This window comes from Methylorubrum salsuginis (genome assembly GCF_900114375.1).
GTDB lineage: Bacteria > Pseudomonadota > Alphaproteobacteria > Rhizobiales > Beijerinckiaceae > Methylobacterium > Methylobacterium salsuginis.
The window spans coordinates 1-23481 of the sequence record NZ_FOSV01000017.1 but is presented as its reverse complement, the minus strand read 5'-3'; the positions used below and the strand labels follow the sequence as shown (position 1 = coordinate 23481).

The following is a 23481-nucleotide window of genomic DNA, read 5'->3' as shown; positions in this document are numbered from 1 at the left end:
TCTTGTTCTGTCATTCCAGATTGACACTTTCCGTTTCCGGGATCAACGCTCAACCCGGCAGACATGAGGGTTTCGTGGCGGAGAAGCGCGTCATCGTCGTCGGCGCCGGCATCGGCGGACTCTCCGCGGCCCTGACGCTCGCCGCGCGCGGGTTCGACGTGACGGTGCTGGAGCGTGCCGCGACGGTGGGCGGCAAGATGCGGGCGCTGCCCGTCGGTGAAGCGGCGATCGAGGCGGGCCCCACCGTCTTCACCATGCGCTGGGTGTTCGAGGAGCTTTTTTCGCAGGCCGGCGCCTCGCTCGAATCGGAGGTGCGGCTGCGCGCGGCGTCCGTGCTGGCGCGCCACGCCTGGACGGCGAACGAACGGCTCGACCTATTCGCCGATATCGACGCCTCGGCCGCGGCCATCGCCGCCTTCGCCGGACCCCGCGAGGCCGACGGCTATCGCCGCTTCTGCGCGCGGGCCGCGGAAGTCTACCGTACGCTGGAGGGGCCGTTCATCCGCTCGGACCGGCCGAACCCGGTCGAACTGGGCAAGCGCGTCGGGCTCACCGGCATCGGTGATCTCTGGCGTATCCGGCCCTTCGCGACCCTGTGGTCGGCGCTGGGCGAGTACTTTCGCGATCCGCGGCTGCGCCAGCTGTTCGGGCGCTACGCCACCTATTGCGGCGCCTCGCCCTTCGCAGCCCCCGCGACGCTGATGCTGGTCGCCCATGTCGAGCAGGCCGGCGTCTGGACCCTCGAGGGCGGCTTGAGTCGGCTCGCCCGCGCGGTGGCCGACCTCGCCGAGCGGCGCGGCGCGCGAATCCGCACGGGGGCTCATGTCGCCCGCATCGTCACCGAAAACGGCCGGATCGCGGGGGTGCAACTCGCCGATGGCGAGCGGATCGCGGCGGAGGCGGTGATCGCGGGCGGCGACGTGGCGGCGCTCGGCGCGGGGCTCTTCGGGCCGGACGCGGCGCGAGAGGGCGACCGGGTGCCGGCCCGCGAGCGCTCGCTCTCGGCGGTGACCTTCTGCCTAAACGCCCGGGCGCGCGGCTTCACACTCGCGCATCACAGCGTGTTCTTTTCCGCCGATTATCGCGCCGAGTTCGACGCGATCCTGCGTGGGCGGCGCCTGCCGCCGGACCCCACGATCTATGTCTGCGCGCAGGACCGGGACGATGCCGGCGCCGGCCCCGACGGTCCCGAGCGGCTGCTCGTCCTCGTCAACGCGCCCGCCGACGGCGAGCGCCGCTTCACCCCTCAGGAGATCGCCGCATGCGAGACGAGCTGGACGAAGAGACTCGCGGCCTGCGGGCTGACGCTGGAGCCGGTCTCGCCGGCCGCGGTGACGACGCCGGAGGACTTCGGAGCCCTGTTTCCGGGGACCGGGGGGGCGCTTTACGGCCGGGCCTCGCACGGGTGGACGGCGACGTTCAAGCGACCGGGGGCGCGGACGAAGGTGCCGGGGCTCTATCTGGCGGGGGGGAGCGTGCATCCGGGGCCGGGGGTGCCGATGGCGGCGCAATCCGGCCGGCTCGCGGCGGCGGCACTGATCGCGGACCTCGCTTCGACGCCGACGTGGCGCGGGGCGGCTATGTCTGGTGGTACGTCGATGCGCTGAGCGAGGACGGGCGCCACGGGCTCACCGTCATCGCCTTCATCGGCAGCGTGTTTTCGCCCTATTACTTCCTGAACGCGAAGCAGGATCCGTTCAATCACTGCGCCGTCAACGTCGTGCTCTACGGCGCCGACAAGCGCTTCACCATGACCGAGCGCAACGCCCGCTCGCTCTCCCGCGACGCCACCTCCATCGCCATCGGCCCGTCCTCCCTCGACTGGGACGGCAGCGTACTGACGATCCGCCTCGACGAGCGCGGCGCGCCGATCCCGCGGCGCTTACGGGGCACGGTGCGGGTGCGCCCGCGGGGAATCACGGCCCAGCCCTTCACCCTCGATTCCCACGGCCTGCACCGCTGGTGGCCGATGGCCCCGTCCTGCGAGGTCGAAGCCGCCTTCACCGCCCCCGAGCTGGGGTGGCGCGGCAACGGCTACTTCGACACCAACGACGGCGACGGGCGGCTCGAGGATTCGTTCGCCGACTGGACGTGGTGTCGGGCCTCCCTGAAACGCGGCTCGGCGATCCTCTACGACGTGCGCCGCAAGGACGGCAGCGGCCAGAACCTGACGCTGCGCTTCGATGCCGACGGCAGCCGCCGCGACATGCGCCCGCCGCTCGCGGCCGAACTGCCCAAGACGCGCTTCTGGAAGATGCCGCGCCCGACCCGCAGCGACGACGGGCGGGCGAGCGTGGTCGAGACTTTCGAAGATACGCCGTTCTACGCCCGCTCGCTCCTGGCCTCGACGCTCGACGGCGAGGCGGTGCGGCCGGTCCATGAGAGCCTGTCGCTCGGGCGTTTTCGCAATCCGGCGGTGCAGTTCATGCTGCCGTTCCGGATGCCGCGGCGGATCGGCTGACGGTCACACTGGTGCCTGCTGAGCTCCCTCTCCCCGCAGAAGGGCGAGGGGTTGCGCGGGCGCCGGTGCGATCGGCCGGACGCCGTAGCGCCTTCCGTTCAGGACCCCTTCGCCCCATCCTTCTTCTCATGCCGCAGCAGCAGCGGCGTCTGCGCGAGCGCGAACACAATGGTGAGCGGCATGATGCCGAACACCTTGAAGTTCACCCAGAAATCTTCCGTCTGCGTGCGCCAGACGATCTCGTTGAGGGCGGCGAGCGCGAGGAAGAACAGGCCCCAGCGGAAGGTCAGCTTGCGCCAGCCCTCGTCGGTGAGGGCGAACATGCTGTCGAGGACGACGGAGAGCAGGGGCTTGCCGAAGGCGAGGCCGCCGAGCAGGACGAGACCGAACAGCGTGTTCACGATGGTCGGCTTCATCATGATGAAGGTCTTGTCCTGCAGGGCCAGCGTCAGGCCGCCGAACACCAGCACGACCACGCCGGAGACGAGCGGCATGATCGGCAGCCGCCGCAGCAGGGCGAAGTGAATGCCGAGCGACAGGATCGTGGCACCAATGAACACCCCGGTCGCGACGAACAGCTTGCTCTCGGGATGCACGCCGAAGCGCTCGGCATAGGCGTTGCCGAGGAAGAACACGACGAGCGGGCCCATCTCCAGGGCGAGCTTCAGCAGCGGCGGCAGGTGGCGGCGCGGGGGCACGCTTTCCACGGGCATGCCGGTCCGATCGGTCGTGCGGTCGGTGATCATGCGCGCTCCTCCCTGGGCAGGCCGGTGATGGCGCGGGCGAAGTCCCGGGCCGCGAACGGCTCCAGATCCTCCACGCCCTCGCCGACGCCGATGAAATGCACCGGCAGGCCGAACTTGGCGGCGAGCGCCACGAGGATGCCGCCGCGCGCCGTGCCGTCGAGCTTGGTCATCACCAGGCCCGACACCGGCGCGGCCTGCGAGAACAGCTCGACCTGACTGAGCGCGTTCTGCCCCACCGTGGCGTCGAGCACCAGCAGCGTCGCGTGCGGCGCCTCCGCATCGAGCTTGCGGATCACCCGCACGATCTTCTCCAGCTCGGCCATCAGCCCGGCCTTATTCTGGAGCCGGCCGGCGGTGTCGATCAGCAGCACGTCGGTGCCGGCCTCGCGGGCCTCCTTGAAGGCGTCGAAGGCGAGGCCGGCGGCGTCCGAGCCCTGCGCCCGGCTGATCACCGGCACGTTCGTGCGCTCGCCCCAGACCCGAAGCTGCTCGATGGCGGCGGCGCGGAACGTGTCGCCCGCCGCCAGCATCACGCTGCGGCCCTCCGCCTTGAACTTGAGGGCGAGCTTGCCGATGGTCGTGGTCTTGCCGGCGCCGTTCACCCCGACGGTCAGGATCACGTAGGGCTTTTTCGCCGGATCGAGCGTGATCGGCACCGCCACCGGCTCCAGCGCCCGCTCGATCTCGCTCGCCAGGATCGCCCGCACCTCGTCCGGGGAGATGCCCTTCTCGTAGCGGCCCTTGCCGACCGCCTCGGCCATCCGGGTCGCGGTCTCGACACCGAAATCGGCCTGGATCAGCGCGTCTTCGAGGTCTTCGAGGGTGGTGGCGTCGAGCTTGCGCTTGGTGAAGAGGCCGGTCACCCGGTCGGATAGGGCCGAGGAGGTGCGCTTGAGGCCCCCCGTGAGGCGCGACCACCAGCCCCGCTTCTCGCTGCCCTCGACCGCGCCCTGAACCGCGTCGCTCGCGAGCGCGGCGGCGGCGTCGACCGGCTGGATGTCGGCTTCCGCCGGAGCCGTCGGCTCGGCGGGCGGCGCCTCGCCGCCGGTGACGCGGGACCACCAGCCGCGCTTCTCCGCAGCGGCGGGCAGGGGCTCGGGGGCCGGTTCGGGCTCCGGCTCGGGCGCGAGTTCCTGTGTCTCCTCCTGCGGTTCCTCGAACGCCACGTCCTCCACCGGCGGCTGCGGCTCGGGCTGGAGGTCGGCACCCTCGATCTCGTCGGGGATGCGGTTCTTGTCCGGATCCTCGGGCGAGGGCTCGCTCACCGGCGGCGGCACGTGGCTGACGTCGTCGGCGCCGGTGGCGAAGTCCGGCACGCCCTCGGATTCGGAGGCCGGCGAGGTCGGCTCCGGCACCACCGCCTCCTCGGACGGCTTGGGCTCCGGGCCCTTCCGCCCGAACAGGCGCCCGAACCAGCCGGGCTTCTCGTCGTCGCTCATCCTCGAAAACCTTGCTCACGAAGGTCCGGCACTCTAGCCCAGGGGCATGATTCCCGAGGCACCGAACCGCAGCGTCGACCCGCAGATAGGGCTTTCCCTCCTCTACCGCGATGCCTTGATGCTCGTCATCGACAAGCCGGCGGGTCTGCCGGTGCATCCGGGGCCGAAAGGCGGGCCGACGCTCACCGACACACTCGACGCGCTGCGCTTCGGCCTGCCGCGCCGCCCGGAGGCCGCCCACCGGCTCGACCGCGACACCTCGGGCTGCCTCGTGCTCGGGCGCCACGCCAAGGCGCTGGCCCGGCTGAACCGGCTGTTCGCGGATGGGAAGGTCGAAAAGACCTATTGGGCGCTGGTGGAGGGTTCGCCGCCCGACGAGGGGCAGATCGACCTGCCGCTCGCCCGCCGTTCCGACGATCCGCGCAGCTGGTGGATGAAGGCCGACCCGGCGGGCCTGCCCTCGCTGACGCATTTCCGCGTGCTCGGCCGCGCCGAGGGGCGCGCCTGGATGGAGCTGCGGCCGGTGACCGGGCGCACGCATCAGCTGCGCGTCCATTGCTCGGAGATGGGCTGGCCGATCGTCGGCGACGCGATCTACGGCGGCGCCGGGCGGGACGGCGTGTTGCAGCTCCATGCGCGGGGGTTGAGCTTGCCGCTCTATCCGAAGCGGGCGGCGATTGCGGTGAGTGCGCCCGCGCCGGGGCATATGCTGGACGGCTTGTCGGCCTGTGGCCTCGCGCCGGACGGTGCCGAGAACAACCCTCTCCCCTCCGCGGGAGAGGGTGCCCGCGGAGCGGGCGGGTGAGGGGAGCGACGGTGCCGAACGAGGCGCCCGCCCTCCGGCTCACTGCCCGATCCTGATACGGGGTCTCCCCTCATCCGACCCCCTTCGGGGGCCACCTTCTCCCGCAGAGGGGAGAAGGAATCGCAGCGTTTACGCCGCGATCAGCACTTGGCCGTCGTGACCGGTGATGTTTGCCTCGCGGATTTCCCCGGGCGCCACCTCGCTCGCGAACCGCACCCCCGAAAAATCCTCCGTCCGCCCCATCCCGCCCCGCTCCGTCAGCACGAGCCGGGTCTGGCCGACCGCCCCATCGAGATGGCGCGCCAACGCCGCCGCCCCGGCCTCGCGCAGCCGGGCGGCGCGGCTGCGGATGGCGTCCGGCTCGACAGGCGGCATCCGGGCGGCCGGGGTGCCGGGGCGGGGCGAGTAGGGGAAGACGTGCAGATGCGTCAGCCCGCATTCCGCCACGAGGTCGAGGGAGCGCGTGAACTGATCGTCCGTTTCGGTCGGAAACCCGGCGATCAGATCGGCCCCGAAGACGAGGCCGGGGCGAAGCCGGCGGAGGTCCTCGCAGAAGCGGATCGCGTCGGCGCGGGAATGGCGGCGCTTCATCCGCTTGAGGATCAGGTCGTCGCCGGCCTGGAGCGAGAGGTGGACATGCGGCATCAGCCGCGGCTCCTCGGCGAACGCCGCGATCAGGTCGGGATCGGCCTCGACCGAATCGATCGAGGACAGGCGCAGCCGCGCGAGATCGGGCACCTCCCGCAGGATCGCCCGAACGAGGCGCCCGAGGGTGAGGTCGGCGTCCTGATCGCGGCCGTAAGCCGTGAGATCGACGCCGGTCAGCACCACCTCGCGCCCGCCATATTCGACGATGCGGCGCACCTGCGCCACCGCATCGGCCAACGGCACCGAGCGGGAATTCCCGCGCCCGAACGGGATGACGCAGAAGGTGCAGCGGTGGTCGCAGCCGTTCTGCACCGGCACGAAGGCCCGGGTATGCCCGGCCATCCGGTCGATGGCGGTGGAGTCCGCGGCCCGAGCCGCCATGATGTCGGCGGCCTCGCCCCAGCTTTCGGGCTTCAGCTTCACCGCGTTGCCGACGAGGCGCGCCACTTCCGGCATCGCCGCGTAAGACTCGCGCTCGACCTCGGCGCCGCAGCCCGTCACCACGATCTCGGCGCCCGGCCGCGTGCGGGCGAGCCGGCGGATCGCCTTGCGGGCCTGCCGCCCGGCTTCCGTCGTTACCGCGCAGGTGTTGACCAGCACGAGGTCGCGGTCGGCGGCCCTCGCCTCGGCGCGGGCGCGCATCACCTCGGATTCGACGGTGTTGAGCCGGCAGCCGAAGGTCAGCGTCTCGACGCTCATCCGGCGGAAGCCCCGGCAAAAATCTCGGGCGCGAAGGTGCCCTCCCCTTCGAGGAAGACCGGCCCGGTCATCAGCACGTGGTCGTCGGCCCGCCACTCGATCGACAATTCGCCGCCCGGCAGCGCCACGCGGGCGGCGCGCCCGATCATCCGCAGGCGCGCGGCGGCGACGACGGTGGCGCAGGCGGCGGTGCCGCAGGCGAGCGTCAGCCCGGCGCCCCGCTCCCAGACCCGGAGCTTGATGGTGTCGCGGCCGGTCACCTGGGCGATGGAGATGTTGGCGCGCTCGGGGAAGATCGGATGCGCCTCGAGCAGCGGGCCGATGCGGCCGAGATCGAACGTGTCGGGGTCGCGCTCGACGAAGAAGATCGCGTGCGGGTTGCCCATGCTGACGGCGGCCGGCGAGTGCAGCACCGGATCGTCGATCGGCCCCAGCTGCAACTCGATGCGCCGCGTGTCGGGGAACGGCTCGGCCAGGGGGATCTCGTCCCATTTCAGCCGCGGCTGGCCCATGTCCACGGTGAAGGAGAGTTCGCCGACACGGTTCACCGCCACCCGTCCGGCCTTGGTTTCCAGCGTCAGCCGCCCGCCCTCGGCCGGGCGCGCCATGGCCGGGTCGTCGTGGAGCGCGTAGGCGACGCAGCGGGTGCCGTTGCCGCAGGCGCCCGATTCCGAGCCGTCGGTGTTGTAGATGCGCATGAACGCGTCGGTGCCGGGGCTCACGGGATCGTGCACGACCATCAACTGGTCGAAGCGCGAGCGCGGATCGGCCCCGATGGCGCGGGCTTCCGCCGCGGTGACGCGGAGAGCGGTGCCGCGCAGGTCCAACACCACGATGGCGTTGCCCGCACCGTGCATCTTCAGGAAGCGGCGGTCTGCGAGAGGGCTCATGCGACCTCTTTGCGGATGAGAGGAGTTGGGCCGCCCCATAGCCCAATCCGGCGTCCGCGTCGCGGGATCGATGCGCGCGGCCGGTCTGCACCCTCGCGAAACCCCGCGTTCGGCCCTAACGTTAAAGCGCGACCCCGCCTCATGCCGCGGACCCGATGGAGCCTCGCGCCTTGACCCGTCCCGCCCTCGTTGCCGCCGGCCTCCTGCTTCTCGGCCCGCTCGCCGCCCTGGCCCAGAACGCCCCGCCTCCCACCAACGCCCCCTCCCCCGCCGAGACCGACCCGCTTCCGGTCACGACGGCGCCCGACCCGTCGAAATCCGGCCCCGGCACGGCGATGCCCGCCCCCGAACAGGCGCCCGTGCGCGATCCCGGCGGGTCCGATCCGGCCCCCGTCGCCAAGCCCGGCGCCTCGGCCTTGCCGACACTGGTGCCGGCGCCCACCGAAGCCAACGACGTCGACGAGGTGACGCTGCCGGCCAAGCCCACCGCCATCGTCTCGGGGCAGACCAAATGGGACGAGGCGGTGGCGAGCCTCACCGAGTCGTTCAAGCGGATCGAGGCGGCGCTCGCCAAGGCGGGTGTGAAGCCGGCCGGGCGCCCGCTCGCCGTCTTCACCAAGACCGAGGAGGACGGTTTCCAGTACGAGGCGATGATCCCGATCGAGGCGGCGCCCGCGGGCGGGGCCGAAGTCGACGGGGTGAAGTTCGGCTCGACGCCCTCCGGCAAGGCGCTGCGCTACCGGCACACCGGCACCTACGAGGAGATCGACGGCACCTACGAGACCCTGACGGCCTATCTCGAAGTGAAGGAGATCGACGTGCAGGACCGTTTCGTCGAGGAATATGTCAGCGACCTCAAGGGCGGCTCGGACGAGAAGCTCGACATCAACATCTACGCGCTGCCCAAGGAGACGACGAAGGAGCAGGCGAAGTAAGGTCGCAGGAACCGGGGAGTCCGCTGGCGGATTCGGCTCATATGCCGATGCTGCCCGGACTCGACATCCCCGCTCCCCGCCGCGCCCGCCGCACGGAACCGCCCGCGCCGAGCGCGGCGCTGAAGGAGAAGGCGCTCGACATCCACCGCCGGCTCTGCGGCGTCTATGGCTGCCCGATCCCCTACTTCCACAGCCTCGATCCGCTCTCCGAGCTGATCTCCTCGCTCCTGTCCCACCGCACCCGCAACGCCGAGTCCGGGCGGGCCTTCAAGGCCTTGCGGGCGCGCTGGCCGGATTGGGCCGCGGTCGAGGCCGCGGATGCGACCGAGATCGAGGCGACGATCCGGGGCGTCACCTGGCCGGAGCTGAAGGCGCCGCGCATCAAGGCGGTGCTGGCGGCGGTGCGTGAGAGGAACGGCGCGCTCGACCTCGGTTTTCTCGCCGAGATGCGCGTGGACGAGGCCCGCGCGTGGCTCCAGGCGATCCCCGGCATCGGCCCGAAGACCAGCGCGGCGGTGCTCTCGTTCAGCACCCTGCGGATGCCGGCCCTTCCCGTCGACAGCCATCATCACCGGGTGGCGCAGCGCACCGGGCTGATCGGCCGGAGCGTCGATGTCGGCCCGAGCCATCCGATCCTGCGGGCCCAGCTTCCGGACGACTGGTCGGCGCAGGCGCTCTACGACAACCACGAAGTGCTGATGCTGCACGGGCAGAAGGTGTGCTTCCACCACAGCCCGGCCTGCGATGCTTGCCCGCTGCTCGACCTGTGTCCCACGGGGCACGCGCGGATGAAGGGGTGAGGCGGAAACGCCGGCTCTCACGTCCAATACAAGATCTTGGCGAACGGCAGCCGTTCGCCGATGCGCTCGTAGAAATACCCCCGCATCTCCCGCATCGTGTCCGCCGGCAGCACGTATTTCACCGAGCCGAACTTCGTGAATTTGCGGCTGCGCTCGGCCTCCCGCATCGGCAGGTCGGAGCCCGGATACCAGCCCTCCAGCACCGTCTTCGAGCCCGGCGTGAAACGGTGGGTGATGAGTTCGACGGTCAGGTCCGGCGCCGGCACGCGAGCGAGGGCGTCGGCGGCTTCCGTGAGCAGGGCGTCGTAGGCCCCGCGCCAGCCCTCCACCGGCAGGATCGGCGCGAGGGTGAGGCCGACGGGGTAGCCCGCTTCCGCCACGGCGCCCATCGCGGCGAGGCGCTCGTGAAGCGGCGCGGTCCCGCCCTCGTAACGGGCGGCGGGCGCGGCGTTGACCGAGAAGCGGATGCGGGTGCGCCCGCGATGCGGCAGGTCGAGCAGCGGGGCCACGGCCGCGAACTTGGTGGTGAAGCGCAGCTGCACCGGGGCGTCCCAGGCGCCGAAATGCCGGATCGCCGCCGAGAGCGAGCCGGTGAGATGCTCGATGCCGAGCGGATCGGTGTAGCAGGAGGCCTCGAAGGTGGTGCCCTCCGCGGCCCGCTCGGGCGAAGCGCTGGTGACGCCGCCGCGGCCGACATAGTCGCGCAAGTTGGCCAGGATCGCGTCGAGATTGGCGTAGGCGCGGGTCACCGGCGGGCCGGAGAGCGAGCCGGCGAGGTAGCAGTACTGGCAATGCGCCGGGCAGCCCTCTGCGAGGTCGAAGCGCCAGTCGGCGCTCGGCGGGATCGGCTGGAGCTTGAGCTTCGAGGGCGGGGCCACGACGATGGCCAACGTCGCCTTGGCCTCGGCATAGACCCGGCGCGGATCGCCCTTCTGCGCCGTGAGGCGGTTGCTCGCCAGACGCTCGACCGGCAGCCCCTCGGCGTCCGCCCGTTCGGCCATGGCGCGCCCATGGGCGTGCTCCAGCGCGGCCGGAGTGACGAGCACCCGGCGCGGGCGCCACAGCCGTGCCGGCCTTGGGCGGGCGTCCGGCCTACGTTCGAGGATGTCGGTCATGCCGGGCAACCGGCGAGGCGCCGCAGCGGGTCCCGAAACACGGGTTGCACAACACGGGTTTCATGCCAACGGAACCGCGCCCGCACCCGCGCGCTGAGTCCGGCAGAGGTCGCTGACCGGAGGGAGCGCCATGGCGGATTGGGAGACGAAGCGGCAGGTCCTGGCCGGGCTCGCCGCGCGCCGGCTCGGGTTCGGCGATCCGGCCGGATTCGACGGCGACGAGCGGGCAGCTCTCGACCGCGCGGTGGAGGCGCTGGCCGACCGGGCCGACCCCTCCGCCCCCGAGCCGGCCGATCCGGACGAGGCGCGGCTGCACCGGGCCGCCGTCGCGTATCGCGCGGCGCGCCAGCTCCGGGCCGACGAGGGCAACGTGCGCCTGGCCGAGCGCGGCGAGGTGTTCGCCCCCGAGGACGATGCCTGACGCCGGCTTGGCCTCGCCTCCGCCTCGGTGCAAGCCGGGGCGATGACCCGTACGCTCCTCGCCTTTTCCGCCGCCGCACTCGCCGAGATCGGCGGCTGCTTCGCCTTCTGGGCCTGGATGCGGCTCGGCCGCTCGGTCTGGTGGGTTCTTCCCGGCCTCGCCTCGCTCGCCCTGTTCGCGTTCCTGCTCACCCTCGTCGAGAGCGAGGCCGCCGGCCGCGCCTACGCGGCCTATGGCGGGGTCTACGTCGCGGCCTCGATCCTCTGGCTGTGGCTGGTCGAGGGGCACCGCCCCGACCGGTTCGATCTGGCCGGCGGCGTGATCTGCCTGGTCGGAATGGCGGTGATCCTGTTCGCGCCGCGGGGGAGCTGAAGGGTCGCCCCGGATCCGAAATCCCGGACGATCCTTCAGGCAACAGCGACCCATCGGCCCGGAAGCCGGGCAATCCCACTCGGGCCGATGCTGCAAAATATCAGCCGTCGGCCGCCACGGCGCTGATCCCGGATGCCGCCGCCCACTGGTTGAGGTCCATCTTGCGGATCGTGGCCGCCATCAGGTCCGGAAACAGGTCCGGCGTGCAGGCGAAGGCGGGCACGCCCAGCGCCGCGAGGCGGGCGGCGAGCGCCCGGTCGTAGGAGGGGGCGCCCTCGTCGGAAAGCGCCAGCAGCGCCACAACCTGCACGCCCGAGGCGACGAGGCGTTGCGCCCGGGCGAGCAGGCCCGCCTCGACGCCGCCCTCGTAGAGGTCGGAGATCAGCACCAGCACCGTGTCCTCGGGCCGGGTGATGCGGGCCTCGCAATAGCCGACCGCGCGGTTGATGTCGGTGCCGCCGCCGAGCTGGACCGAGAACAGCACCTCGACCGGATCGTCGAGCTGGTCGGAGAGGTCCACCACCTCGGTGTCGAACACCACGAGCCGCGTCGAGACCGCAGGGAGCGAGGCCATCACGGCCCCGAAGATGCTCGAATAGACCACCGAGCGCGCCATCGAGCCGGATTGGTCGATGCACAGGATCACGTCCTTGAGCGAGCCGCGGCTCCTGCGGCCGTGGCCGAGCCGGGTCTCGGGGATGACGGTCCGGTATTCCGCCTGATAGTGGCGCAGGTTCGCCCGGATGGTGCGGTTCCAGTCGATCTCGGCATGGCGCGGGCGGCGGTTGATGCTGGCCCGGTCGATGGCGCCGGTGACCGCCTGCTTGAGCGGCTCCTCGAGCTTGCGCATCAATTCGTCCACCACCCGGCGCACGACGAGCCGGGCGGTCTCCTTGGTGCGACCGCCCAGCAGCGCCCGCATCGAGATCAGGGTCGAGACCAGCGATACGTCGGGCTGGATCGCCTCCAGCATCTCCGGCTCGGTCAGCATCCGCTTGAGGTCGAGCCGCTCGAAGGCGTCGCGCTGCATCACCTGCACCACGGAGGCCGGGAAGTATTCGCGGATGTCGCCGAGCCAGCGCGGCACGGACGGCGCCGAGGCACCGAGGCCCCCCTTGCGGTCGGAATCGTAGAGGGCGCCGAGCGCCCGGTCGAGGCGGCGGTCCTGCTCCGACAGGGCGCAGCCGGTGCCGTCGGCGGCCTCCCCGCCCAGCACGAGGCGCCAGCGGCGCAGGCGTTCGGCGTCCGTGATGGCGCTCATGCGGCGTCTCCGGCGTCCGGGGAGAGGAGCAGGCGCAGGATCGGCAGCACCTTGGCCGCACGCTCCGCGTCGAAGGTTCGGCCGGGCTCGTCCGCGGCGAGGCCGGCGCCGCCAGGGCGGGCCAAAGCCTCGCCGATCGCCCGGCGCTCGGCCTTCTCCATGCTGGCGAAGGTGCGCCGCACCAGCGGCAGCAACTCGGTGAACAGGGCGTCGTCGAGGCCGCCGAGCCAGTCATCGACGATCCCGAGCAAGCCCTGGCCGTGGATCAGCGCCGGGCCGCCCTCCTCCAGAAAGCCCTCGATCCAGGCCGCGGCGGCGAGCGCCCCGGCGGCCCGCGACAGCGCGCGGCGCAGGCGGTCGCCGGCCTCCTCCGCCGCGATAGCGCCGTCGTCGAACAGCAGGCGCACGGCGCGGCCGACGACGCGGCCATGGACGTGCTCCTGGTCGGCCAATCCGCGCAAAGCCTCCTGCCACGCCTGTTTCAGTTCGGGTTCCTCCAGCAGCGCGACGGCGCCCGAGACGGCGACGATGCGCGTCCTGGCCGCTGCGGCCGCATCGTCGTCGAGGCTCTGGCAGTTGGCCGTGAGGCCGGCGGCCACGCGGGGCACCAGCCCGCGCACGACCGCGAGGACGGGGGCGGTCTCAGTCGAGCGCACCGAACCGTAGCGGGCGAGTTCGGCCAGCGGCGGCAGGGCGTCCATCAGATCGAACACGTCGGCCGAGACGGCGGCGCGGGCGTCGAGCGCCCGGATCACGTCCGCGGTGGCGTCGGCGAGGTCGGCATCCAGCAGCGTGCCGATCAGGCCCGAGAGTTCGGCGACGCGGGTCGCCGCCCGCGCCCGCTCCCGCACCCGGCCCGCGGCGGCCTCGGCCACCGTGCCGCCCAGCGCCGACGCGGCCACGAGCTCGACCACCCAATCGGGCTGCCAGCTCAGAAACCACGCCTCCTTGAAGGTGCCGCGCCCTCGCGCCTCCCGCCGCGTGCCCCAGGGAATGCCGATGAGCGCCAGCCGGTTGAGAAGGTGGCTGCGGGCGAGGTCGTTCTCCTTGCGCAGATCGAGGGTCATCTCGCCAGCATCCGCGCCGGGCTTGAGCCGCAGGCGCTTGCACTGGGCGGCGAAGTCGGCCTCGACCGGCGTCGAGGGGCTGTCCGGCGGGGTCGCGCCGAGGCGCTCGCCGATGACGAGCTTGCGCCGGATCAGCGCCATCGGCGCGGCGTCGGCGAAGCACAGCGTCGCCTGCGCCGCCTCGTCGAGGTCTTCGAGCGACGGGCGCGCGCGTCCGCGGAACGCCGCCAGCGCCTCGGCGAGGCGGGCCGCCTCGATCACCGAGGCCGGCGACGCGTCGAGGTCGGCCGCGCGCAGCAGCGCCGCCGCGCGGGCGAGCCAGCGGGCGGCGACCTTGTCCTCGTGGTGCCACAGGGTGTCGTACCATTCGGGCGAGAGCACGCCCGCACGGTAGCCGCTCGCCGTGGCGAGCCGCTCGTAGGACCAGGGCGCCCAGGCGCAGGCGACCTTGGTTTTCGGCAGATTCTTGAGGGTCGCGGCATCCACGGAGGATTGCCCGCGCGCATCGTGCCGGGCCAGCGCCGGCACGTGCCACGCGCCGCAGACGACCGCGAGGCGCTCGAACCCCTCCTTGGCGGCCTTGCGGATGGCGCCGCGCATATGGGCTTCGCGGGCCTCCTCGCGCTCCGGCTCGTCGGGGTCCGGCCCGGCGCCCTCGCGCAAAGCGGCCATCGCCTCGTGGATCGCGGCGAACACGTCGCCATCCTCGCCCGCGCGGCTCTCGATCAGGGCGTCCCACCAGCGCTCGCCGTCGGGATAACCCGCCACCTCAGCCAACTCACCGAGGGGATCGCGCCGGATCGCGGCGTGGCGTGCCTCGGGGAGCGCCTCATGGGGCGCCCCGGCGGTCGCCTCCTCGGCCATGGCCTCCGGCACGGCGTCGAGGGGACCTTCCGGGGCCGCCTCCGCCGGGGGCGGGACTTCCGCCAACTGGATCGCCTGCGGCAGGTCGATGAAGCGCACGGTGACGCCCGCGGCCAGCCCATGGCGCATCGCCACCCATTCCGGCGAGAAGGCCGCGAACGGGAAGAAGGCGCAGTCGCGCGGCTGCTCCGGCCGGTAGACGAGGAGCGCGACGGGGGGCGCCATGGCCTCGTGCGCGACGAGCGGGATCAGCGCCTCGGCCTCCGGCGGGCCCTCGATCAGCAGGCAGTCCGGCGCGAAGGCGTCGAGGGCGGCCCGCAGCGAGCGGGCCGAGCCGGGGCCGTGATGGCGGATGCCGAACAGGCGGATGTCGGGCATCGGGCTCACGCCCTCTCGCGGGCGGCCCGATAAAGGTCCTTCCAGCCGTCGCGCTCCTTCACCACCGTCTCGAGATATTCGCGCCAGACGATGGCGTCCTGCACCGGGTCCTTCACCACGGCGCCGCTGATCCCCGAGACCAGATCGTGGGCCGAGAGCCGGCCGTCGCCGAAATGCGCCGCGAGCGCCAGCCCGCTGCCGACGACGCTGATCGCCTCCGCGGTCGAGAGCGTGCCCGAAGGCTGCTTGACCTTGCTCTTCCCATCGACCGTCACGCCCTCGCGCAATTCGCGAAAGATCGTGACGACGCGGCGGATCTGGTCGGCCCCCGGCGGCTCGGCCGGGATCTCGAAGGCGCGGCCCAGTGCGGCGACCCGGCTCTCGACGATGGCGATCTCGGCCTCGATGGTGGCCGGCGGAGGCAGCACCACGGTGTTGAAGCGCCGCTTGAGCGCGCTCGACAGCTCGTTGACGCCGCGGTCCCGGTTGTTGGCCGTGGCGATCAGGTTGAAGCCCTTCCGGGCCGGCACCTCCTCGTTCAGCTCGGGGATCGGCAGGGTCTTTTCCGAGAGGATGGTGATGAAGCTGTCTTGCGTCTCGGAGGGGATGCGGGTCAATTCCTCGACGCGGGCGATGCGGCCCTCGCTCATCGCCCGCAGGATCGGCGAGCCGACCACCGCCTCCCGGCTCGGGCCCTTGGCGAGGAGCAGCGCGTAGTTCCAGCCGTAGCGGATCGCCTCCTCGCTCGTGCCGGCGGTGCCCTGCACGATCAGGCGCGAGGTGCCGCAGATGGCCGCCGCCAGATGCTCGCTGACCCAGCTCTTGGCGGTGCCGGGCACGCCGAGCAGCAGCAGCGCCCGGTCGGTGGCCAGCGTGGCGACCGCGATCTCCATCAGCCGCCGCTCGCCGATGTATTTGGGGGTGACCTCGAAGCCCGAGGCGAGGCGCCCGCCCAGGAGATAGGTGACGACGGCCTGCGGCGAGAGCTGCCAGTTCGGCGGGCGCGGCCGGTCGTCGGCGGCGTGCAGGGCCTCGATCTCCTCGGCGAAGGCATCCTCCGCGGCCCGGCGCAGCTGCGCTCCCTTGTTCGTCGTCATCCTTGGGTGATCTCCCGTGCGGTGGAGGGTCAGGCGAATTCGCGCCGCAAGAGCATCCTCCCGAAAGGTGGGAACCGGCTTTCGGAAAAAGACGATGCGGCACAGAAACTTAGAGCATCGTCTTGGATCCGATATCCAGGACGATGCTCGAGAACTCACGTCTCATCGCGGCGCGCAGCTCGAGCGTCTCGACGAGCCGGGGGAATTGCTCGCCGAGGCGGCGTTCGCCGGCATCCTCCGGCAGGCGCGCCAGGATGGCGGCGGCGGCGGCCGCGGCGTCCTCGCTCGGTTCGAGCCGCTCGCCGAGCCGGTCGAGCAGCCAGGATTTGGCGAGTTGGTGCCGGTCGGACGGCGAGCCGCGGGACACCTGGGCGAGCCAGTCGAGCACGGCCGCGCTCACGCCCTCGGACAGGGCGGCGGGGCCGGTGCCGAGGAAGGCCAGGACGACGTCGTTCCCGCCCGCCCGGATCGCCTCGCGGACGGTGGCGTCCCAATCGGCCGGCGGCAGCAGGGTGACGGCGCGGGCCCAGAGATCCCGCAGCGGCTTCGTGCGGCGCACGCCCTCGATCCGGCCGGCATAGGCCTGCGCCAGGACGGCGGCGGTGTCGCGCAGCCAATCCGGGTCGCGCTCGCGGGCGATGGTGCGGAACAGTCCCTCGAAGACCGGTTCCGAGAAGTCGCAGCGCAGTGCCAGCTCGATCCACACGGCCGGCGGGTGCTCGGCGAAAGCCGAGAGCGGGGCGGCGGCGAGGATCTCGCGCAGCATCCCGGCCCGCGCCCCGCCGCCGCGCTGCTCGTAGGCGTTGGGGGTTACGCCGTCGCGGGCGAGCGTCGGCGATTCCTCGGGCAGCGTCACCGCGAGGGTCAGCGCCGGTTCGCCCGACCTGCGCGGCTTGCTCTCGACGCTCAGCGCGGTCTTGGCCCGCACCGCCATGCGCGAGGCGAAGAGCGAACCGGGCAGGTGCGGCAGCAGGCGTTGGGCCGCGCTGCGCACGCCCGCGGCGCGGTCGTCGAGGCAGGTTTCCAGGAAGTCGGCATCGGCGAGGCCCAGGCCCGTTTCGAGAGCGTAGACCAGCGTCTCGCGCATCTGCGCCTTCTCGGCCTTGAAGCCCGCCTCCAGGGCGGCGCGGGCCCCGTCCGGATCGCGCGCGCGGAAGGCGACGAAGGCGGCGCGGCGCTCCTGCGGCGTCCCCTCCTGCCAATCCTCCGGCGCGGGCGCGGTCCCGGCCGTGCCGCCGCAGGCCTGGGCGAGCCAGTCGAGTTCCGCGCCGGCAATGGTCTCGACCGAGGCGATGTCCGGCCGATGGGGCGCCAGCGCCGGTAGCAGCCACACGGGGGCGCGCACGCCGGAGGCGGCGGCAAGGTCGCACCATTCCGCCAGCCGGGACCGCGACGGGCCGGCGGCGAGCAGCAGGGCGAGCCGCGTCGCCGCGGCCGGAGGGCATTCGGGGCCGTGTGCCATCCGCGGCGGCAGCGGGGTCAGGGCTCCGGCCGCGCGTCCCGTTCCGGCGAGGTGGTGCAGCCCATGGGCGGCGAGCCGCGCCAGCAGCCGCGGGCCCGCCTCGCCGCCGGGATCGAGGTCGGCGAGCGCACCGTTCCCGGATGGCGGCGGGGCGCGCTCGGCCCCGATCAGCGCGGCGGCGAGTGCCGCGTCCCAACCCCGGCCGGCCGACGGCTCCGTCATCAGGCCGCCCGCATCAGCACGGGCCGCGGGTCCTGGGCCGGCACCGCGTAGAGACGGCCCTCCGCGACCAGCGCCAAGGGGGCGAGGCCGAAGCCATCGTAGAGGCCGAACAGATCGACGGGTGCGCCGCCGGCCACCGCGACGAGGGCCGGCAGGCGTGGATCGCCGCGCAGGGCGAGGCAGCCGGTGGCGTCGCCGACACCGAAGGCGGGTGCGCCCGCGCCGTGTTCCGGCAGGTGCCCGAAGCGGATGCCGGAAAGGCGCAGCGGCCAGGATTCGAGCCAGGGCGCGAGCGCCAGCGCCGCGGCATAGCCGTCGAGCGCCTCCGCCACGCGGGTGCCTCCGGGCAGCGGGCCGGGGGGCGACGGCGCCGCCCGGCCCTCCCGCAGCACGGCGCGCAGCGGCGGCGCGCCGGGATGGAAGGCGAGCGATCCGGCGAAATCCTGCCCCGCGGCCGGGACCGGCGGCAGGGGCGATCCGGCCGCGCCGTAATCGATCACCTGCGCCAGCGCCCCGCTCTCGCGCCCGGCGAGCCAGATCGTGCGGGCGGTGAGCCGGTCCTCCTCCTCGACCGTGTGGGCGAGCACGGCCCAATCCTCGGCGCGATCCGGCTGCTCCGCCATCGCCTCGGCCCCGACCGGGTAGCCGATGGCGGCTCGCACGGCGGCGGCCTGCTCGGGGGCGAGCCGGTCGATGCGCCGCGCCGCCCGCACCAGGAGACCGATCCGGCCGAGGGCGAGGGCCATCGCCTCCTCCGGCCGGGGCGCGCCGGGGGCAGCGGCGCCCACGGCGAGGCCGGGCAGGGCCCGCACCCTTCGGGCGAGGCCGGGGGCCTGACCGTCCACGAGGCGCCCGGCGACGCGGTCCCAGCAGGCGTAGGGCTCGGCCCGCGTGCTCGCGATCCCGCGGCGCATCAGGTCGCCGAGCCAGAGCGCGAGGTCGTCCAGCGCACCCGCGACGCGGTCCTCGCGCGCCTGCCGGCGCTTGGCCTGCGCCTTCTCGTCCACGGGCTTGGCCGGCTCGGCGCTGCGGGTCTCCGCCGCCGCGGCGCGGCTCTCGCGGCCCTTGGTCCAGGCCGCCACCCAGTCGGGCGGCTCGGCCTCGGCAAGCGGCGCGGCGGCATCGACCAGCATCAGGCCGAGCGCGTGCTTGCAGGGGAATTTCCGGCTCGGACAGGTGCATTTGGAGGCCGGCCCGGCCAGATCCGCCACCGTGCGGTAGGGGCTCGCGCCGCTGCCCTTGATCTCGCCCCAGATCACCGTTCCGGCCCGGCCGAGCCCGCCCCACTTGGCAGGCTTGGCCTGATCCTGGCCGGCCTTGCGGCTCGACGCGTCGGGCGCGAGGTCGAGGATCTGGGCCGCCGTCAAGGTCATGCGTGAGAAAAGCCGATCGTCCGGTGACCGAAGCTGTTGACGACCCAGGTTACCGTCTTCCGCACGCCAATCAAGCTTGACGAACGGGGTGCGATGGGCTCACCTTATCGAACCCGTTTCCAGATCGATCTTTTCTTTGCGCCCAGATTCTTTTGATAGCCTTGGGTGTTCGGAATTTTTATTTTTATGAGTCTGGGTTAGTCCGGCAGGTGGCCCCCGGCTCAACTATCAGGCGCATTCGGAGAAGTCCAAGCACCAGTAAGATCGTCGTGGCCGCGCGGAACGGCAGGGCCGCGATCAACCCGGCCGGAACGTTCGAGGCGATCATCACCGCACAGCTCGCAAGACCCCGACGGTTGCGGTGCACCTCGATCCGTTCCAACCGGAGCAGGTCGGCGGATTGAACACTGACCTCGCGTGTCGCGGCCATGAGCAGGGCGGCTACCCTTTTGGTGGCTGCGTCCGGTCAGGAGCTCTTTCGCTCACGACAGCCATCTCGGTCCGCTTCAGTGCTGGCCCTGCCCGACCGCGAGGATCGTTACGCCCAGCGCGACGACCCCGATGCCGACCAGCAGCGTCGTGTTGATCGGTTCTCCGTAGAGCCAGGCGCCGCCGAGCGCCGCGCCGACCATCCCGACCCCCGCCCAGATCGCGTAGACGACGCCGATCGGCAGCATGTCCATGCTGTTGGACATGAGCCAGAGAGCGGTGCCGTAGCCGAGGATCACGATCACGGTCGGGCCCGGCCGCGTCAGGCCGTCGGCGGCTTTGAGGGCCAGTGTGGCCGTCACCTCGGCGCAGATGGCGAAGCCGAGGATCATGAGCGGATGCAGGGTCACCAGTGACGTCCTTGCCGGAGCGCGCGTCCCGACCGACGGGCGGGCCGACGCTTGTCTACCGGGAATGTCTTGAGGGTTTGCCCCACGCCGCGCCCCCAGGGCGGCAAGGGAATCTTCAACCTCCTGGGCGACACCCTGTGGCCATGTCCGCGGCGTCCACGCTTCCCGAACCGTCGATCCGCGCGCCGTCGCCCCGCAAGTCGCCCGCGCGCCGTCGGATCGCGGTCGCCGCGATCGGTACGGCGCTCGCCGCGGGCGGCGCCTGGGGCGCCACCGCCGTGATCGGGCTGCCCAATCCCGTCACCCTCGCGGCTTTGGCCGTGATCGAGCCCTCGGCCGTCGGCGGCTGGTTCGCGAGCCGGAAAGTGGCGGCGCCCGCGCGGGCCCGCCCCCTGCCGTTCGAGCCCCGCCCGATCCTCGATCAGGTCCCGTGGAAGGGGCAGACGGTGCCGCTCGCCACGATGCTGGCGGCGACGCACACCAATGCCTTCCTCGTGGTGCAGGACGATGTCCTGGTCCACGAATGGCACCGGCCCGGCACCGGCCCGGCGACGGCGTTCCCGTCCTGGTCGGTGGGCAAGTCCATCGTCTCCCTGCTGGTCGGTTCGGCCATCGCCCGCGGCAAACTCGCCGAGACCGACCGCGTGGCCGACCTCCTGCCCGAACTGCGCAATCCGGCGGTGTTCGGACAGATCACGGTGCGCAACCTGCTCGACATGACGAGCGGGCTCGACGTGCCGGAGAACTACGATCCGCGGCAGCCGCTGACCGGAACGGCCGGCATGTACCTGACGCGGGACATCACGGCCTTCGTGCGCGACCATGCGCGGCTGGCGTTCAAGCCGGGCAGCGAGGGCCGCTACCGCAGCATCGACACCGAGGTGCTCGGCCTGATCCTGGCCCGCGTCGAGGGCAAGCCGTTGGCGGAGCTGCTCTCGGAGCGGATCTGGAAGCCGATGGGCGCGCAAGCCGAGGCGACGTGGAATCTCGACCGCCCCGGCGGCGTCGAGAAGGCGTTCTGCTGCATCAATGCGACGGCGCGGGACTTCGCCCGCCTCGGTCTCCTCGTGGCGGATCAGGGCCGCGCGGGCGGCGCCCGCATCGTGCCCGCCCGCTGGATCGAGCGGATCACGACCCCGGCCCGACGCGCCGTGGACGGCTGGCACTACTCGGCCCAATGGTGGCACGCCCCCGGCGGGGATGACGGCGATATCTCGGCGATCGGCGTCTACGGCCAATACGTCTACGTGAACCGCGAGACCCGCACGGTCATCGTGAAGCTCAGCGATCACGGCGCCGAGCAGGACGAGGCCGAGACGCTGGCGGTGATGCAGGCGATCGCCGACGCCCTCACGACCGTCCGACCCTGACGGGTCATGCGACGCGGCCTCGGGGAAGCCGCTTCGAGTGCCTCACAAGACGCCCGTTCACGGTCGGTGTCCTCTCCGGGCGCGACGGCGCAGCGGGACTTTTGTGAGAGACACTTATGCCGAGCGGCACGGAACCGGACCGATGGTCCTGTTCCGCGCGTCCGACGGACGCCCGCCGCCCCACCGTCGCGGGGGCAATCGGCGATGGATCAGGATCGTCGCCGATCGATATTATGCCTCTCGCGTCTCCGGGCACGGTGAAGGGCGCCGCCGCACGAGCCGGGTCAAGACGGTGATCGCGCGGCCCCGCCCGCGCCCGAGGAGCCGTCGCCGGACGTCCGCCCATGCGATGGCCGGCACCGGCGCGACGGGATCGAGCAGCGCGCTGAGCGCGCGGCTGTAATCGAGCACCAGGCCCGGCGTCCACGTCATGGCGGCAGCCCGGTTGCGCAGGAGCGCCGCGGCCCAGAACTCAGGGGTCGTCATCGCCTTGGCGAGGCGCCGCCACGGCGTTCCGCCGCGGGCGAAGGCGCCCTCCACCGCCGCGTCGAGGGCGCTCGCGACGGTGGTGGAGCAGTTGCGGCCGGTGAAGTTGTAGGTGGAATCGCGTCGATACGCGTCGCAGAACGCCCGCAATCGGGCGGCGTCGATGCCGGTGAGCGTGACCGCGACGGTCGCCTCGCACCAATCGTCCGCCTCGAAGGCATAGGACGGCAGGAAGCGGCCGGGCACGTCGTTCTCCGGCCCGGCCCGCAGGGTCGTGCGCAGGTTCCCCGCCGAGCGATCGATCTCCACGGCCGGATAATGGCTGAGATAGAGGTCGTCGCCCTGGGCCAGCGCCGCGTGCCCCGTCGAGAAGATCCCGCGGGCGTTGACGGAGGCGACGTAGCGGCGGATCAGTCGCTGCCGGGCCGGCGTCGTGGCCCGCCCGGTCGGAGTCCAGACATAGACCGTCAGGCTGTCGGACCCCGTCGCGGCGAACGCCGTTTCCGGACCCACGGACATCCGCCGGATCAGCACGCCGGTCAGCGCGACACGCACCCCCGCGAGGATCAGGAACGTCGCGAGGCAGTACCCCACCGTTCCGGCATACCATGTCGGCCAGGGCTGGAGGTGGAACACGCCGAACGCGACGCCGAAGGCCCCGAGCGCGGCCGACATCCGCCATCCGGAGAATTTCAGCACGCCGGCGATGACGATCCGGATCGCGCCGTCGATCAGGAAGACGGTGCCGAAGATCATGGCGAGCAGGAAGGTGCTGTGGCGCGTCGCCGCCACGATCAGCACGGCCAACGCCAGCAACACCGCGCCCTTGAGCAGGCGCAGGCGGCGGGCGGCGCCGAGGGCGGTCGTCGCGACGATGAGCGAGGCCCCACCCTCGATCAGAAGCAGCAGGCCGAACCAGCGCTCCGGGACGTGGAGCGCGCCGTCGAGGGAGTCGATCAGCGTCAGGATACCGAGGACGACGCCGATGCTTCCCATGGCCAGAAGCAGGTGCCAGTGTCGGCGCACCTCGGCACGTCCCACGAGCAGAAGCCAGAGCGGGGCGGCTCGCCCGCTCTCGGAGGCGCCCTCCCGGCGGCCGGTGCGGTCATTGCCGGGATACGGATCGTCGAGCGGGAACGGAGGCGGTTCGTGCATGACCAGTCGGCGTCGGACATTCGCGCGGGCGCCAACCATTCCTCGCCGGTCATGATGATTGAATTAAAGCCGCCTCGTCGATTGTCCTACCGTCCGTCATGCGCTCGACATGGCACTTGTGCCCCGGCTTCGAAGACGGGTTCGTCCCCCTGCGGTCGAGAGAGGGGATAACGGAGATCTTTGCGCAAGATCGCACATCTGCCTGACGAACCAGACAATCTTAGCGATTCGATATAAGAGCGCCTAACAGAACCGTCTGATCTGGTTGAGGGTGATGAGGCTGGCTGCGAGGGTGGTGAAGGCGTCGTAGATGTCGGCGCGGCGCTCGTAGCGGACGGGCAGGCGGCGGAAGCGGTTGAACCAAGCGTGAGTGCGCTCCACGACCCAGCGGTGGCGGCCGAGCTTTTGGCTGCTCTCGATGCCTTTGCGGGCGATGCGTGGGACGATCCCACGCGCCCGACACTCCTGGCGGCGCGCCTTGGCCTCGTAGGCCTTGTCGGCGTGCAGCTTGTCGGGGCGTCGGCGCGGTCGACCGCGCCGGCCCGTGCTCAGCGGCGGGATGGCATCGAGGGTCGG

The 23481-nt window shown here is 72.0% G+C and carries 21 protein-coding genes; 8 read left to right on the top strand and 13 right to left on the bottom strand.

All coding sequences use genetic code 11. The annotated features are described in order from the left end of the window. Nucleotides 1-74: 74 nt before the first annotated feature. The gene (gene crtD, locus BM140_RS18020; RefSeq protein WP_091949580.1) at nt 75-1607 is read left to right on the top strand and encodes a 1-hydroxycarotenoid 3,4-desaturase CrtD; all 1533 of its coding nucleotides are present in this window, start codon (nt 75-77) and stop codon (nt 1605-1607) included. Beyond that, nucleotides 1565-2461 carry a carotenoid 1,2-hydratase gene (locus tag BM140_RS18015; RefSeq protein WP_207549478.1) on the top strand — a complete coding sequence of 299 codons (897 nt, stop codon included), beginning with the start codon at nt 1565-1567 and terminating at the stop codon, nt 2459-2461. Before crtD ends, BM140_RS18015 begins: the two co-directional genes overlap by 43 nt. A gap of 98 nt (nt 2462-2559) precedes the next feature. Here BM140_RS18015 and BM140_RS18010 read toward each other — a convergent pair whose 3' ends face one another. Together BM140_RS18010 and ftsY are read right to left on the bottom strand one after the other, a co-directional pair. Then, nucleotides 2560-3174: a septation protein A gene (locus BM140_RS18010; protein WP_091949803.1), complete on the bottom strand. Its 615-nt coding sequence runs from the start codon at nt 3172-3174 to the stop codon at nt 2560-2562. Nucleotides 3175-3203: 29 nt separating this feature from the next. After that, complete coding sequence (ftsY, locus tag BM140_RS18005) at nt 3204-4646, bottom strand: signal recognition particle-docking protein FtsY (RefSeq protein WP_091949577.1); 1443 nt, start codon at nt 4644-4646, stop codon at nt 3204-3206. Between the two features lie 118 nt (nt 4647-4764). Here ftsY and BM140_RS18000 point away from each other — a divergent pair, with 118 nt between their 5' ends. Beyond that, nucleotides 4765-5451 carry an RluA family pseudouridine synthase gene (locus tag BM140_RS18000; RefSeq protein ID WP_342030032.1) on the top strand — a complete coding sequence of 229 codons (687 nt, stop codon included), beginning with the start codon at nt 4765-4767 and terminating at the stop codon, nt 5449-5451. A gap of 129 nt (nt 5452-5580) precedes the next feature. On the opposite strand, the gene mtaB is transcribed toward BM140_RS18000, so the two are convergent. Then, complete coding sequence (mtaB, locus tag BM140_RS17990) at nt 5581-6798, bottom strand: tRNA (N(6)-L-threonylcarbamoyladenosine(37)-C(2))-methylthiotransferase MtaB (protein ID WP_091949571.1); 1218 nt, start codon at nt 6796-6798, stop codon at nt 5581-5583. Then, on the bottom strand, nt 6795-7688 hold the full coding sequence (gene dapF / locus BM140_RS17985) for a diaminopimelate epimerase (RefSeq protein ID WP_091949569.1): 894 nt from the start codon (nt 7686-7688) through the stop codon (nt 6795-6797). The genes mtaB and dapF overlap by 4 nt, the downstream gene beginning before the upstream one ends. Before the next feature lie 170 nt (nt 7689-7858). Here dapF and BM140_RS17980 point away from each other — a divergent pair, with 170 nt between their 5' ends. After that, nucleotides 7859-8623 (top strand): GyrI-like domain-containing protein, encoded by a 765-nt coding sequence (locus BM140_RS17980; RefSeq protein ID WP_091949566.1) that lies wholly within the window; start codon nt 7859-7861, stop codon nt 8621-8623. A 41-nt stretch (nt 8624-8664) separates the two neighbouring features. After that, nucleotides 8665-9423, top strand: a complete 759-nt coding sequence (locus BM140_RS17975) for an endonuclease III domain-containing protein (protein ID WP_091949563.1) — start codon at nt 8665-8667, stop codon at nt 9421-9423. 17 nt (nt 9424-9440) lie between these two features. Here the strand turns inward: BM140_RS17975 and BM140_RS17970 are convergent, their stop codons facing one another. Continuing rightward, nucleotides 9441-10538, bottom strand: coding sequence for an SPL family radical SAM protein (locus BM140_RS17970; protein WP_091949559.1), 1098 nt, complete (start codon nt 10536-10538; stop codon nt 9441-9443). Between the two features lie 130 nt (nt 10539-10668). On the opposite strand from BM140_RS17970, the gene BM140_RS17965 reads away from it, so the two are divergent. Both BM140_RS17965 and BM140_RS17960 read left to right on the top strand, forming a co-directional pair. Further along, nucleotides 10669-10959 (top strand): hypothetical protein, encoded by a 291-nt coding sequence (locus BM140_RS17965; protein WP_091949555.1) that lies wholly within the window; start codon nt 10669-10671, stop codon nt 10957-10959. A gap of 42 nt (nt 10960-11001) precedes the next feature. Continuing rightward, complete coding sequence (locus BM140_RS17960; protein WP_091949551.1) at nt 11002-11331, top strand: YnfA family protein; 330 nt, start codon at nt 11002-11004, stop codon at nt 11329-11331. Between the two features lie 100 nt (nt 11332-11431). Here BM140_RS17960 and BM140_RS17955 read toward each other — a convergent pair whose 3' ends face one another. The 6 genes from BM140_RS17955 to BM140_RS17925 form a co-directional block, all read right to left on the bottom strand. Continuing rightward, nucleotides 11432-12592, bottom strand: coding sequence for a VWA domain-containing protein (locus tag BM140_RS17955; RefSeq protein ID WP_091949548.1), 1161 nt, complete (start codon nt 12590-12592; stop codon nt 11432-11434). After that, nucleotides 12589-14901, bottom strand: coding sequence for a DUF5682 family protein (locus BM140_RS17950; RefSeq protein ID WP_091949545.1), 2313 nt, complete (start codon nt 14899-14901; stop codon nt 12589-12591). Before BM140_RS17950 ends, BM140_RS17955 begins: the two co-directional genes overlap by 4 nt. A gap of 5 nt (nt 14902-14906) precedes the next feature. Continuing rightward, nucleotides 14907-15998, bottom strand: coding sequence for an ATP-binding protein (locus BM140_RS17945; RefSeq protein WP_091949542.1), 1092 nt, complete (start codon nt 15996-15998; stop codon nt 14907-14909). A 109-nt stretch (nt 15999-16107) separates the two neighbouring features. Next, nucleotides 16108-17682: a DUF5691 domain-containing protein gene (locus BM140_RS17940; protein WP_091949538.1), complete on the bottom strand. Its 1575-nt coding sequence runs from the start codon at nt 17680-17682 to the stop codon at nt 16108-16110. After that, entirely contained in the window at nt 17682-19055 is a 1374-nt protein-coding gene (locus BM140_RS17935; RefSeq protein WP_091949535.1) for an SWIM zinc finger family protein, read from the bottom strand. The genes BM140_RS17940 and BM140_RS17935 overlap by 1 nt, the downstream gene beginning before the upstream one ends. A 506-nt stretch (nt 19056-19561) precedes the next feature. Beyond that, nucleotides 19562-19894: a DMT family transporter gene (locus BM140_RS17925; RefSeq protein ID WP_244535483.1), complete on the bottom strand. Its 333-nt coding sequence runs from the start codon at nt 19892-19894 to the stop codon at nt 19562-19564. Nucleotides 19895-20037: 143 nt separating this feature from the next. Between BM140_RS17925 and BM140_RS17920 the strand changes: the two genes are divergently transcribed. Beyond that, nucleotides 20038-21264, top strand: coding sequence for a serine hydrolase domain-containing protein (locus BM140_RS17920; RefSeq protein ID WP_091949529.1), 1227 nt, complete (start codon nt 20038-20040; stop codon nt 21262-21264). 231 nt (nt 21265-21495) lie between these two features. Here BM140_RS17920 and BM140_RS17915 read toward each other — a convergent pair whose 3' ends face one another. After that, on the bottom strand, nt 21496-22905 hold the full coding sequence (locus tag BM140_RS17915; protein ID WP_244535482.1) for an HdeD family acid-resistance protein: 1410 nt from the start codon (nt 22903-22905) through the stop codon (nt 21496-21498). 243 nt (nt 22906-23148) lie between these two features. Next, the coding region (locus BM140_RS17910; RefSeq protein ID WP_165616490.1) for a transposase at nt 23149-23481 on the bottom strand (333 nt) is incomplete at its 5' end.